General features: G+C 64.6%; 8 protein-coding genes. All 8 read left to right on the top strand.

What is annotated here, in order from left to right; all coding sequences use genetic code 11:
* Positions 1-55: 55 nt before the first annotated feature.
* The 8 genes from AC6RV7_RS03630 to AC6RV7_RS03595 all read left to right on the top strand — a co-directional run bounded on the left by AC6RV7_RS03630 (position 56) and on the right by AC6RV7_RS03595 (position 13,986).
* Complete coding sequence (locus tag AC6RV7_RS03630; protein WP_500092541.1) at positions 56-2,533, top strand: glycoside hydrolase family 3 N-terminal domain-containing protein; 2,478 nt, start codon at positions 56-58, stop codon at positions 2,531-2,533.
* Between the two features lie 219 nt (positions 2,534-2,752).
* Positions 2,753-5,944: a TonB-dependent receptor plug domain-containing protein gene (locus tag AC6RV7_RS03625; protein WP_500092540.1), complete on the top strand. Its 3,192-nt coding sequence runs from the start codon at positions 2,753-2,755 to the stop codon at positions 5,942-5,944.
* Positions 5,945-6,034: 90 nt separating this feature from the next.
* Positions 6,035-7,744: a prenyltransferase/squalene oxidase repeat-containing protein gene (locus tag AC6RV7_RS03620; protein ID WP_500092539.1), complete on the top strand. Its 1,710-nt coding sequence runs from the start codon at positions 6,035-6,037 to the stop codon at positions 7,742-7,744.
* Positions 7,741-8,781: a hypothetical protein gene (locus AC6RV7_RS03615; RefSeq protein WP_500092538.1), complete on the top strand. Its 1,041-nt coding sequence runs from the start codon at positions 7,741-7,743 to the stop codon at positions 8,779-8,781. The genes AC6RV7_RS03620 and AC6RV7_RS03615 overlap by 4 nt, the downstream gene beginning before the upstream one ends.
* Positions 8,782-8,826: 45 nt before the next feature.
* Positions 8,827-9,147: a sulfatase-like hydrolase/transferase gene (locus tag AC6RV7_RS03610; RefSeq protein WP_500092537.1), complete on the top strand. Its 321-nt coding sequence runs from the start codon at positions 8,827-8,829 to the stop codon at positions 9,145-9,147.
* A gap of 182 nt (positions 9,148-9,329) precedes the next feature.
* On the top strand, positions 9,330-9,560 hold the full coding sequence (locus AC6RV7_RS03605) for a sulfatase-like hydrolase/transferase (RefSeq protein WP_500092536.1): 231 nt from the start codon (positions 9,330-9,332) through the stop codon (positions 9,558-9,560).
* 158 nt (positions 9,561-9,718) lie between these two features.
* Positions 9,719-12,898 (top strand): TonB-dependent receptor plug domain-containing protein, encoded by a 3,180-nt coding sequence (locus tag AC6RV7_RS03600; RefSeq protein ID WP_500092535.1) that lies wholly within the window; start codon positions 9,719-9,721, stop codon positions 12,896-12,898.
* Positions 12,898-13,986, top strand: a complete 1,089-nt coding sequence (locus AC6RV7_RS03595; protein ID WP_500092534.1) for a hypothetical protein — start codon at positions 12,898-12,900, stop codon at positions 13,984-13,986. Before AC6RV7_RS03600 ends, AC6RV7_RS03595 begins: the two co-directional genes overlap by 1 nt.
* The last annotated feature ends 39 nt before the right edge of the window (positions 13,987-14,025 follow it).

Raw genomic sequence — 14,025 nt, 5'->3', positions numbered from 1 at the left:
GCGCACGCGCGCATTCGATTGTCGTTTCGCCGCCCAACCCGTTAATCCACCCCGTATGTTTTCCGTCTCATTCCGCTTCGTGCTTCTGCTCGCCGGACCGCTTGCGGCGGTTGCCGCCGACAGCAGCGCCGATGCCCGCTTCATCGTGTCGCGGACCGCGCCGCCGATCTACCGCGAAGGCTGGATCGATCTGAACAAGAACGGCGTGAAGGATCCTTACGAGGATCCGTCGCTCGAAGTCGACGCGCGCATCGATGACCTCGTCGCGCGAATGACGCCCGACGAGAAGACGGCGCAGCTCGTCACGCTCTATGGGTTTCCGCGCGTCGCGAAGGACGAATTGCCCACGCCGGCCTGGAAGGACGCGTTCTGGAAAGACGGCCTCGGCAACATCGACGAACACATGAACGGCAATCTCGGGTTCAGCGGCAACCTGCCGCAGCCCGAGCACGGTCTGCCGTGGTCGAAGCACGCGCGTGCGATCAACGACGTGCAGCGGTTCTTCATCGAGGACACCCGACTCGGCATTCCGGTCGATTTCACCAACGAGGGCATTCGCGGCCTGCTGCACCTGCGCGCCTCGAGCTTCCCTTCGCAACTCGCGGTGGCGTCCACCTGGGATCGCGAGCTCGTGCGGCAGATCGGCCGGGTCACCGGTCGCGAGGCCCGCGCGCTGGGTTACACGAATGTCTATTCGCCGGTGCTCGATCTCGCCCGCGATCCCCGCTGGGGGCGCACGGTCGAGAGCTACGGCGAGGATCCGTTTCTCGCCGGCGCGCTCGGGGTCGAGCAGGTGAAGGGAATTCAGGAGAACCGCGTGGTCTCGACGCTGAAGCATTACGCCGTCTACAGCGTGCCGAAAGGCGGTCGCGACGGTCAGGCGCGCACCGATCCGCAGGTGACGTGGCGTGAGGTGCAGACGATGTTCCTGCATCCGTTTCGACGCGCGGTGCGCGAAGCGGGCGCGCTCGGCGTGATGGCCTCGTATAACGACTACGACGGCGTGCCGGTCGAATCGAGTGCGCTGTTCCTGACGGACATCCTGCGTCACGAATGGGGCTTCAAAGGCTACATCGTGTCCGACAGCAACGCGGTGGAATACATCCACACGAAGCACCGCGTCGCGCCGACGCCGCTCGAAGCCGCGGTGCAGGCCCATGAAGCGGGGCTCAACATCCGCACGAATTTCACGCCGCCCGCCGGCTACGGTGCGCTGTTGCGCGAGGCGCTGAAGAACGGACGCCTGTCGATGGGCGTCCTCGACGCGCGCGTGCGGGAGATCCTCCGCGTGAAATACTGGCTGGGTTTGTTCGACCAGCCTTACGTCGCGGATCCCGCGGCGGCCGATCGGATCGTGCGTGCGCCGGATGCACTCGCGGCGTCGGCCCGCGCGGCCCGCGAATCGATCGTGTTGTTGAAAAACGAGGGCAACGCCCTCCCGCTCGCGAAGAATTTGAAGCGCGTGCTCGTCACGGGGCCGCTCGCCGACAATCCCGCGGGCTGGTGGTCGCGTTACGGTCCGCAGGATCTCAAGTTCGTCACGCCGCTCGCCGGCATTCGCGCGAAGCTCGGATCCGGCGTCGACGTGCGCTACGTCCAGGGCTGCGCGGTGGTGGACGAACGTTATCCGGAAAGCGACGTGATGAAGGAGCCGATGTCGGCGGCGGTCCGCGCCGGGATCGACGAGGCGGTGGCCGCGGCGAAGGACGTCGACGTCATCGTGGCGGTGCTCGGCGAAACCGAATCGATCTGCCAGGAGTCGCACGGCCGCGTGAGCCTCGACCTGCCCGGTTATCAGGAGGACCTGTTGCGCGCGCTCGCCGCGACCGGCAAGCCGCTCGTGCTCGTGTTGAGCAACGGCCGTCCGCTCAGCGTCAACTGGGCGGCGCGGCACGTGCCGGCGATCGTGGAGATGTGGTTCCCGGGCGAGGAGGGCGGCGCGGCACTGGCGGACATCCTGTTCGGCGACGTGAATCCCTCCGGCAAGCTCGCGATCACGTTTCCGAAATCCGCCGGCCAGATTCCGTTCAACTTCCCCGCGAAACCGGGCTCGCAGGCGCGCGATCTCGGCATGGTCAGCGGACCGCTGTTCGCCTTCGGCCACGGCCTCAGCTACACGACGTTCGCCTACGACGCGCTGCAGATTTCGCCCGAACGCGGCGGCGCGGGCGCCGAGTTCATGGTGACGTTCAAGGTGACCAATACCGGCCGGCGCGCGGGGGAGGAGATCGTGCAGCTGTATTTGCGGGACGACTACAGCAGCGTGACGACCTACGATCAGGCGTTGCGCGGATTCGAACGCGTGGCGCTCGCGCCGGGCGAGTCGAAGACGGTGCGCTTCACGCTGCGTCCGGAGGACCTGCAGCTCTTCGACCGCAACCAGCACTGGGTCGTCGAGCCCGGACGCTTCACCGTCATGGTCGGTGCGGCCTCGAACGACATCCGGTTGAAAGGAAATTTCACCGTGACGCGTCCCGACGGCACCGCGCCCGAGGAGGCGACGCCGAAGGACGAACGCAGCGACCCGCGCTGACGCGATCCCGGAGAAACCTCGACGACGCCCAGCTGCAAGCGCAGGGCGTTTTCGTTTTTCGGGGGGCACTCGGGGCTCGCGCGCAGCGGGCCCGCGGATGTTGCAACGCTTGCAACAACGGACGGCTGACTTGTCTCCCACCGGATCCATGGTCGCCGCCGCCGGATGCCCCCATTGTCGTTTGTCATCCGGTCCGACCCCAACTCCAACACCACCCGTATGACGTTCCCGCAGTCACTCCGGTTATCGTATGTCGCCGTCGCGGCGCTGGCTTTGCCCGCAGCCGCGTTGCACGCGCAATCTGCCGACGATTCCAGCAGCCAGGACCAGCCCCTGGTGCTCTCGCCCTTCGAGGTCACCTCCACCAACCGCGGCTATATGGCGTCGAATGCCCTCTCCGGCACGCGCCTGAACACGAAGATCGAGGATATCGCATCGTCACTTACCGTCGTCACCAAACTACAACTCGAGGACACGGCCGCGAGTGATCTCAACGACGTCTTCCTATACGAGGCGAGCACGGAGGGAACCGGTCAGTTTACTGCGATGACGCCGAATCGCGATGGCGGGGTGAACGACGACGTCCAGGCGAGTCCGCAGACTGCGAACCGCATCCGTGGCCTCGGCTCGGCCAATGTGGCGATCGGCAACTTCGCCAGCAATCCGAATATCCCCATCGATCTCTATAATATTGAAGCTATAGAAATCTCGCGCGGACCGAACTCCAATATTTTCGGTTTGGGTTCCGGCGCGGGCGCGGTGAACCTTGTTCCGGCTTATGCCCAAGCCAGGCGCGATATCACGAGCGCAACGCTCCGGGTGGATGATCGCGGCGGATTTCGGACCGCCTTCGATTTCAATCGTCCCCTGATTGAAGGAAAGCTCGCGGTCCGCCTCGCGGGCGTCCGCGAAGACAAGGGGTTCGAGCGCGAACCTGCCCGCGAGGAGATTCGCCGCGGCCAATTCTCGCTCTTTTATCAACCTTTCCGCCGCACGACACTGAAAGCCTCGGTGGAGAGTTATCGCAACGAGGCGCAGCGCCCCAACGCTTTGACACCGCGCCAATCTGTCACCGACTGGAAGGCGGCGGGCGAGCCGACTTGGGACCCGATTACCCGCATGGTCACGCTGGCGAACGGCACGACCTCCGGCCCTTTTCCGGCCAGCAAGGACAGCACCCTGCCAGCCGGTCTGTGGGCGCAGGGCAATAATTTCTATCAACGCACTCCGCTCTTCGTCGAGCCCGATGCATCGATTACGTACTGGGGTGTCAATCGCACCGGCAGCCTTTCGGGGGAGCCAACCCCACGCCGCTGGACGACGGACCTGCGCCTGCTTCAGAGCGGCACGGATCTGCGGCGTAACAAGACGAATTTCCCGCTCTTCTTCGAACCCGGCATTTCGGACAAGTCCCTTTACGACTGGTCCAGCGTCAACTACGTCGCCCCCAACCTGGTCGATGATAAAGCGACCACCTACATGGTCGAGCTCGAACAGTTCTTCGTCGACACACCGACTCACTTGCTCGCCGCGCGAGCCGGCTATTTCCGGCAGGACTTCGAGCGCTATGAACGCGATATGATCGGCGAGAATGACACGATCATCTACGTCGATGTTAACGAACGCCTGCTCGACGGTTCGCCCAATCCAAACTTCCGCCGGCCCTACGTCGGCGCTGCCAATCCGCTCGTCCTGCGCACGCCGGAGTCCGAAGAAACCTTCAGCGGAGACCTTGTTTATCAGCTTACTCCCGAGCGCAGGGGTGGATGGCTCGACTGGATCGGCCGGCAGCGGATCAACCTTCACGCGGAGCGCCGTGATATGGAGAACGTGAACTACCGCTATAACGACATCATTGCTTCCTCCCATCCGTGGATTTCACCGGCCAATCGCTCCGCCTCCACGACCACGTATTTCCAATATTACCTCGGTGACAGTCAGGGACAGAATGTCGACTACGCTCCGGCATCGGTGAGCAATCTTGCCGGGAGCTACCCGTTCAAGTGGTTCAATGCGCAGACGAATCAGTGGGTCACCGAGTCCGCGACGCTCGATCAAGTGCCGATCAGCAACACCCGCACCCGCACCCGTTATATTGAGTCGGCAAACATCACCTACCAAGGGTCGTTCTGGGAGGATCGAGTCGTCACGACCGCGGGCTACCGACGCGATAAGCAGGGCAGCAACACGTCCGACGCATGGACCATCGATCCGGATACAGGTTTTTATACGCCCGATTCCCCGGCGCTTGATGTCTTCCCTTCGGCGGACTCCGTGGAGAAGGGTGACACCTATACACTTGGCCTGGTGTTGAAGCCGCGCCCGTGGTTGAGACTGTTCTATAACTGGGCTGACAGCTTCAGCCCGGAGGCGGTCCGCTATGACATCGATGGGCTCTTGATGCCCAATCCCACCAGCGAGGGACAGGATTTCGGCATCGGAGTCTCGCTTTTCGACGGCAAGCTGTCGATCAAGGTCAACCGTTATGAGGTGAAGGAAATCGGCGCACGCCTCAGCCAGCTCGGCACGGTCGGCTCCCGCACGCACGTCCTTGAAGGCGGCCGCGATCAAAGCCCACAGTCCTTCCTCGGGTGGGCGATGGGCGTGGTTCGCGATCGCTACCAACGTCAAGGCATCACTGCCACGGAAGACCAGATCTACAATCAGGCCGCCACGGAATTCGTGAAACTCGACCCAGATTTCCTCCGCCAAACGGATCTCACCGGCGCCGTCGGCGTCGCCGGCGATCGCGAGTCGAAGGGCTGGGAGGTGGAGGCTGTGTACAACCCGACCCGCAACTGGCGCGTCAAGTTCAACGCCGCTCAACAGAAGTCGATCGATTCCAATATCGGTGGCGAGCTGGCGGCATACTTCGCGCGCCGGCTCCCCGTGTGGACCACTGCCGCGGACGACGCGGGGAATCTCTGGTGGAATGCGAATAACAGTTACGCCATGAATCAGTGGCTCGGCTCAATTCGCGCCCCGTACCTTTTCGAGGTCGCCAATGACGGCAAATCCCGCGCCCAAGTTCGTGAGTGGCGCTGGAATCTGCTGACAAATTACGACTTTACCGAAGGCCGGCTCAAGAACTGGAGCATCGGCGGCGCGGTCCGGTGGGAGGATGAAGCGGCCATCGGCTATCTCGGTCGCCCGCCGGAAAACGGCGTGATTCTCGAACTCGATCCGGAAAAGCCCGTGTTCGACAAAGCCCGGTACTACGTCGATTTCAGCGTGGGCTACCGCTTCAAGATCACGAGCAAGAAGTTCGGCGTCCGCACCCAGCTGAATGTCCGCAATGCCTTTGAGGACGGACGACTCCAGGCGGTGGCGGTCAACCCGCTCGGTCAGGCGACGGCGTTTCGCATTATCGATCCGCGCCTGTTCATTCTCACTACGACGTTTGAATTCTGAGCCGCTCCTTCGCAAGCCGGCGTGACGGTCACGCCGGCTTGCCGTTTTTCATCGCGCCGTGACACGGTGACGCCTTCCCCGCTTCACCCCATGAACCGTCGTTCGTTTCTGATCTCCACTGCCTCGGTGTTTTCGCTCAGCGCTCTTGGCCTCACGCCGTTCCGGCTTGGTGCGGCCCCGGCCGCCGGACCGTTCGTGGCCCGGCTCACGGCGGCCAACGATGCGCTGATCCCTGATCTGCTCCGCCGCCAGGATGCTTCCGGCGCGGTGATCGACCAGCACGGCATCCCGAACGTCCACGACGCGGCAAAACTCCTCTCCGTGCTCGCGGCGGCCCGCCATGCGCCGGACTCGCGGCACCATCGCGATCGCTCGCTTCTCGAGCCGCTCGAGCGAGCGGCCGCCTACTTGCTGTCGGCGCAGCATGACGATGGCACCATCGATTACATCGCGACGAACTTTCACTCGCCACCCGACACGGCCTTCGTGGTCGAGACGATCGCGGGCGTCGCCAGCTTGCTCCATCGCGATCGCGACAACGCCGAGGCCTCGGTCCGCGATTCGCTCGACCGGTTTCTCCGCCGCGCCGGCGACGCGCTCGTCGTCGGCGGCGTTCACACGCCAAACCACCGCTGGGTTGTCTGCGCGGCGCTGGCCCGGATCAACGAACGTTTCCCTGACGCGCGCTACGTTGCGCGCATCGACCAGTGGCTGGCCGAAACCATCGACCTGGATCCCGACGGCCAATACACGGAAAAAAGCACGTCCGTGTATTCCCCGGTCGTGAACCGCGCCCTGCTGACCGTCGCGCGGCTGCTCGATCGGCCTGCGCTGCGCGAGCCCGTTCGACGCAACCTCACGATGACGCTCTACTACATTCACCCCGACGGGGAGGTCGTGACGGAAGCGTCGAAGCGGCAGGACAAATACCAACGCGGCAGCATGGCGCGCTACTACTACAGCTATCGCACGCTGGCTCGGCTCGACGGCGACGGCCGGTTTGCGGCGATGGCTGCACAGATCGAGCGCACCGCCGAGGCGCAGCTCACGGGCGAACTGCTGACGTTCCTCGAGGAACCCGAGTTTGGCGAGGACCTGCCCGCCGAACGACCGTTGCCGACCGACTATGCGAAAATCTTCGCCTATTCGCACCTCGCGCGCATCCGGCGGGGCGGGATCAGCGGCACCGTGCTCGCGCAGAACTCCACGCTGTTTTCGCTCCGCAAGGGAGCCGCCGCCCTCGAGGCCGTGCGCCTGGCAAGCGCCTTCTTCGGCAAGGGGCAGTTCACCGGCGAGGAGTTGGTGGTTCGTAAAGACGGATACCACCTCGAGCAGGAGCTGACCGGCCCGTATTTTCAGCCGCTGTCCGCGGACCAGATCGCGGGCGGCGAGCACGTGCGAATGGCGCCGAACGGCACCCTTGCGGTCGGCGGCCGCGCCGCCCGCGCGCAGAGCAACATCCAGCATCTCGTTTCGCGCGTTGCCGTATCCGAGAATGGAGGACGCTTTTGTCTGGCTTTCGACATCTCCGGCACCAAGGGCGTGCCGGTGGCATTGGAACTGGCGTTCCGGCACGGTGGCCGACTGGAGGGCGTCAAGCCGGCCGATGGTGTGGCCGACGCGTTTCTGCTGAAATCCGGCACTGGCCGCTATACGGCAGGTGCGGACACGATCACCTTCGGCCCCGGTCACGCGGGCCATGCCTGGACCCAACTGCGCGGCGCGCTGCCGAAATGGGACGGGCAGAGCGTCTATGTGACCGGGTTCACCCCGTTCCGACTGAACCTGGAAATCTCATGATGCATCACTTCAATCGTCTGCGGCTCTTTTCTCTCCTCGGCGGCCTCCTCCTGGCCGTTTCCGCCGTCGCCGCCGAACGCGCGGCGCTGCGCGAATACGACGTCCTCCGTTCCTTCCCGCCGGGACGCCTGGCAGCGCTCCACGCCGGCGACAAACCCGACGCCAACGGTTTCACCGGCGGCAACCGCGCCAACGGATTCTGGATCGAAGTGGGGCCGCAGCGCGGTTCCTGTCGCGGCGTGATCGCGGCGGTGGTGCTGGACGACTTGGTTGCGGCGGACGATTGCTGGCGCGGCATCGAGACCGCCTTCGCCCATCAGCGGGCGGATGGCAGTTTTGACGCGATCGTCAAACCCAACGGCAACACTTCCCGTGAGGGCCCCGCCGCCGTCGAGACGACTTACTTTTTTCTGCAGGAGCTGGCCCGCGCTGTCCTCGTCATTCGCCAGTCGCCGCATGAAGCGCACTTTCACGAGCGACTCGTCGCCCTCGAACCGAAGCTGCGCCGCGCCGCGGATTTTATCCTGGCGGGTTACGGCACCATCATTCCGAAGGTCGGCCACACCGTGAACCGGGTCATCATCGCTGCGAAGGCGTTCGGACTCTGCGGACTTGCGCTCGACGATCCGAGGTTGCTGGAGAAATCCCGTCAGCTCATCGCACACGCGTTGACGCTGCGCGACGCGGAGGGCGTATTCATCGAGCGGGGAGGGCGCGATTCCAGCTATAACGTGGTCTCGATCCTGTTCGGTCAGGTGCTCGTGCTGCATCTGCCGTTGCCCGAGTTCGAGGCCGCACTGCCGGCCGCGGTGAAGTGGCAGTTGACCCGCATTCTGCCCTCGGGCGACGTCGACGTGAGTGGCAATACCCGCACCGGCGTCGGCTTGGAGGCTGATCCGTTTTCGGGGAAAGCGAAGAACGTGAACTACACCGAGGTCGCGATGGCCCTCACCCTCTACGGGACAATTCATCAAGATAAGGAAGTCCTCGCCGCGGCGGATCGCGTCTTCGCTTTCAAGCAGAAGAATGGCCGATGAACACGACAGTGCCCCGGGGCGTGCGCGGTTCGACTCGGCTTCGCTGTGGGGCTGGCGTTGCTCGGCCGGCCGGATATCGCCGCGGCGCCTGAGACCGGACAACCGAACATCCATTTTATTTACGCCGACGATCTCGGGCTTGGCGATGTATCTTGCTACAACGCCGACGCGGCCTGGCGGACGCCGCAACTCGGCCGGCTCGACGCGGAAGGGATGAGGTTCACCGACACGCATTCCGCCTCGGCGCTCTGCACGCCGAGCCGTTACGCGCTTGTGACGGGCCGCAGCACGCCTGGCGCGGTGGCTCCTGCCGCGGCATCCGTCGACTGGCCCGAACTTTCATGGCGCGCCGATTTCGGCTGCTGATCCTCCGCTTTTCCGGTGCGTCCGATGCACAATGCGCCAAACCGCCTCGACTGCGTTTTGCAGGCTGCCGTGTTTCCCCAGCTGCTTGTCACCCTGACGGACGCTGCTCCGCCCAACGTTTTGTTGATCATGGCCGACAGCAGATCGCCGGCGGGCTGAGCTGCCGGACGGGTAATCAGGATTTGAATACGCAGGCGCTCGACCGCCTGGCCGCGCGGGGGACGTGCCTCACCCGCGCCTACGCGCCGAATCCGCTCTGCATGCCGTCGCGCAGTTCGATCTTCACCGGCCGCTATCCGCGCGAGACCGGGGTGACGGACAACACGCTCATCGTGTTCGTCAGCGGTTACGGCAAATGCGCCGGCGCGCACGCTTGTCGCAGAAAACCGACGCGGTGGACTACCTCCACATGAAGCAACGCGTGGCTCCGACGCCGCTGGTGCGCGCGGATATTGCAACGCTTGCAACAGCGCATGGCTGACTTGTTTCGCGCCGGTTTCACGGTCGCCGCCGTCGGATGCCCCTATTGTCGTTTGTCATCCGGTCTGACCCCAACTCCAACACCACGCGTATGACGTTCCCGCAGTCACTCAGGTTATCGTATGTCGCCGTCGCGGCGCTGGCCTTGCCCGCAGCCGCGTTGCACGCGCAGTCTGCCGACGATTCCAGCAGCCAGGACCAGCCCCTGGTGCTCTCGCCCTTCGAGGTCACCTCCAACAACCGCGGCTACCTCGCGTCCAACGCGCTTTCCGGCACCCGCATCAACACGAAGCTCGAGGACATCGCCGCCTCCATCAGCGTCGTCACCAAGCAGCAGATGCTCGACACCGCCGTGTCCGACATCAACGACCTCTTCCTATACGAGGCGAGCACCGAGGGCACGGGCAACTACACCGCGTTCACGCCCAACCGCGACGGCGGCATGAACGACGACATCCAGGCCAATCCGCAGACCGCCAACCGTATCCGCGGCCTCGGCTCGGCCAACACCGCGATCGGCAACTTCGCCAGCAATCCGAAGATCCCGCTCGATCTCTACAATATCGACGCCGTGGAAATCTCGCGCGGCCCGAACTCCAACATCTTCGGCCTCGGCTCCGGCTCCGGCACGGTCAACCTCGTGCCCTCGAGCGCCAACGTCCGCAACCGTTCGCTCACGCTGTCCGGCCGCGCCGACAGCACCGGCGGCGTCCGCGGCAGCGTGGACCTGAATTATCCGCTCATCCACGACATGCTCGCGGTGCGCATCGCGGCGGTGACCGACAACAAGCGCTTCGAGCGCGAGCCGTCGTATGACGACACCGAGCGTCTCTTCGGCGCGCTCACCTACAAGCCGTTCAAGAAAACCACCCTCCGCGTCAGCGCCGAGAACTACCACCGCGAGGCCCAGCGCCCGAACTACCTCACGCCGCAGGAAACCATCACCGAGTGGAAGAGCTACGGCGAGCCGGTCTGGGATCCCACGACCCAGCGCGTGACGCTGGCCAACGGCACCGTGAGCGGTCCGTATCCGCAGAAAAACGATGGCACGCTGCCGTTCGGTCTCCAGGCGCTCGGTGGCGGCGTCTACAACCGCACCTCCGTCTACGTCGACCAGGACGGCAGCGTCGGCTACTGGAGCGTCAACCGCACCGGCAACCGTGCGACGCCGCTCACCCGCAACCAGGACGTCCGCCTCATCCAGAGCGGCACCCGGCTGGCCCGCGAGCGCAGCACCTTGTATCCGCTTTTCTTCGACGCCGGCGTCACCGACAAGTCGGTCTACGACTGGAGCTCCATCAACTACACCGCGCCCAACTACGTCGAGGACGACGCCCGCACCTACATGGCCGAGCTGGAGCAGTTCGTCTTCGAGAACGAGAACCACCTCGTTGCCGCGCGCCTCGGCTGGTTCCGCCAGGAGTTCGAGCGTTACACGCGCAACATGATTTCGAGCAACGACACCGTGCTCTTCATCGATGTGAACCAGAAGCTCCCCGACGGCACGCCCAACCCGTATTTCAAGCGGCCCTACGTCATGGCCAGCTGGCCCATCGTGCTCAACGAGCCGGACGACCGCGACACGAAGAGCTTCGACGTCGTGTATCAATGGACGCCCGACCGCCGCGACGGCATCAACTGGATCGGCCAGCAGCGGTTCAACTTCCACGGCGAATATCGCGAGACCGAGTCGACGAACTATCGCTACCGTGACTTCATCACGTCGAACCACAGCTGGCTGAATGCGGCCGACCGCACCGCTTCGACGCAGACGCTGTTCCAGTATTACCTGGGTGACAATGTCGGCGGCGACGTCGACTACGCTCCCAGCTCCCGCGGCAATCTCTCCGGCACGTATCCGTTCCGCTGGTATGACGGCGTGGCCAAGCAGTGGGTCACCGAGCAGGCTTCGCTCACCGAAACCGCGATCAACGGCACCTCGACCGACCAGGAACAGATCCGCACGTTCAACCTCACCTACCAGGGCTTCTTCTGGAACGATCGCATCGTTCCCACTATCGGCTTCCGCCGCGACCGCCAGCGTCTCCGCAGCTCGTCCGGCGTCACCGTCGATCCCGCCACCGGCTACATCACCTACGCGCCGCTCAGCGACTACAGCAATTCGCCGTGGCTCGAGCAGCAGGGTGACACCAAGACCTACGGCGTCGTCTTCAAGGCCACACCCTGGCTCAGCCTGTTCTACAACCAGTCCGACAGCTTCAATCCGCTCGGCATCAGCTATAACATCTACGAGGAGCTGCTGCTCAACCCGACCAGCGAGGGCAAGGACTATGGCGTCGCCTTCAATCTGCTCGAGGGCAAGCTCGCGATCCGCATCAACCGCTACGACAGCACGGAGACCAACTCCCGTCGCAGCCAGATCGGCACCGTCGGCTCGCGCATCCACCGCCTCGAGGGCGTGCGTCAGCCGTATGACGAGTCGTTCTATCCCTGGGCGGAGAACGTCGCGCTCCAGCGGTTCCAGAAGCAGGGCGTGACCCCGACCTCGGACCAGCTGTTCAACGCCGCGGCCGACATCATGAAGCTCGATCCGCAGTTCCTGAAGGATACCGCGGTCAACGGCGCCGTCGGCGTGCCGGCCGACGTCACCTCGCGTGGCTACGAGATCGAGATCAACTACAACCCGACCCGCAACTGGCGCACAAAGCTCAACGTCGCCCAACAGGAAGCCTTCGACAGCAACATCGGCGACACCGTCACCAACTATCTCGCGGAACGCCTCCCCGTCTGGACCACCGCCGTGGACGACGACGGCAACCGCTGGTGGGACGCCAACAACGGCGCCGCGCGTCTCCGCTATCTCGCCGACATCCTCGCGCCGTATTCGTTCGAGGTCTCCAATTCCGGCAAGCCGCGCTCGCAGGTCCGCGAGTGGCGCGCGAATCTGTTGACGAACTACGATTTCACCTCGGGTCCGCTCAACAACTGGAATGTCGGTGGCGCGGTCCGCTGGGAGGACAAGGCGGCCATCGGCTTCTACGGCCGCCCGCCGGGCGCAGATGGGGTCATCCTCGAGCTCGATCCCGACCGTCCGATCTACGACAAGGCCCGGTTCTACTTCGACGTCTCGGTCGGCTATCGCTTCAAGCTCTTCAACGATCGCGTCCGCGGTCGCGTGCAGCTCAACGTCCGCAACCTCTTCGAGGACGGCCGGCTGCAGGCCGTGGCGGCGAATCCGGACGGCAAGCCCTACGCCTTCCGCATCATCGAGCCGCGTCAGTTCATCCTCAGCACGTCCTTCGAACTCTGATGAACGTCTCCGTCGCTCGCGTCGTCGCGCTCTGTTGTTTCTCGCTGCTGCCCGCCGGTCTGGCCTCGGCCGCACCGGCAGCGGCCGGCGAAGCCGGAGCCGCGTCGCGAGCGACTGAATACGAAGTGCTGCGCGCGTTTCCCTCCGGACGCCTGTCGGCGCTCACCGAGAACGATTATCCCGACGCGCGCGGTCTCACCGGCTCCAATCGCAAGAACGGCAGCTGGCTCGAGGCCGGACCGCAGCGCGGCAGCTGCCGCGCCCTGATCGGCGCGGTCGTCGCCGGCGATCTCGCCGCCGCCGATCGGGCGTGGGTCGGCATCACAACCGCCTTCGCCCACCAGCGCGCCGACGGCGGTTTCGTGGCCGAGGTGCGTCCCAACGGGGCGAGCGCCCGCTCGCGCGCTGCGAGCGTCGAAACGGCGTTTTTCTTTCTGCAGGAACTCGGGCACGCGCTGCTCGTCATCCGCCAGTCGCCGCACGAGGCGCATTTCCGCGAGCGCATCGCAGAGATCGAACCCAGGCTGCGGCGGGCGTGTGCGTTCATCGATGCCGGTTACGACACGATCATCGCCAGCAGCGGCCACGCGGTGAATCGCGTGATCATCGCCGCCAAGGCGTTTGGACTCTGCGGCACGTTTCTCGGCGACGAGGCGCTCGTTGCCCGCGCGCGCGAGCTGATCGCCTTTGCGCTCACCCGGCGCGATGACGCCGGCGTTTTCCTGGAAAAGGGCGGACGCGACTCGAGCTACAACGTCGTCTCGCTGCTCTTCGGCCAGGTGCTCGCGCTGCACGTGCCGCTCCCCGAATTCGAAGCCGCGCTCGCTCCTGCGGTAGCCTGGCAGGTTTCGCGGATCGGTCCCGACGGGCAGGTGGACGTCACCGGCAACACGCGCACCGGCCTCGGCCAGGAGAAGAGCTATTTCGGCGATGTGAAAAAGGTGAACTACACGGAGGTCGTGATGGCGCTCACCTATTACGGAATCGTTCATCACGATCGTGCCGCGCTCGACGCGGCGGATCGGGCTTTCGCCTTTTCCCAGAAAGACGAGCGTGCCGAGCGCAGCTCGCCGCCGACCTCGCCGTGACGTTGTCGTTCGCATCCAGTGTCTCCTTTTTCTGCCGCG

The organism is Opitutus sp. sgz309028 (assembly GCF_059821195.1).
This window is presented reverse-complemented; position numbering and strand designations above follow the sequence as displayed.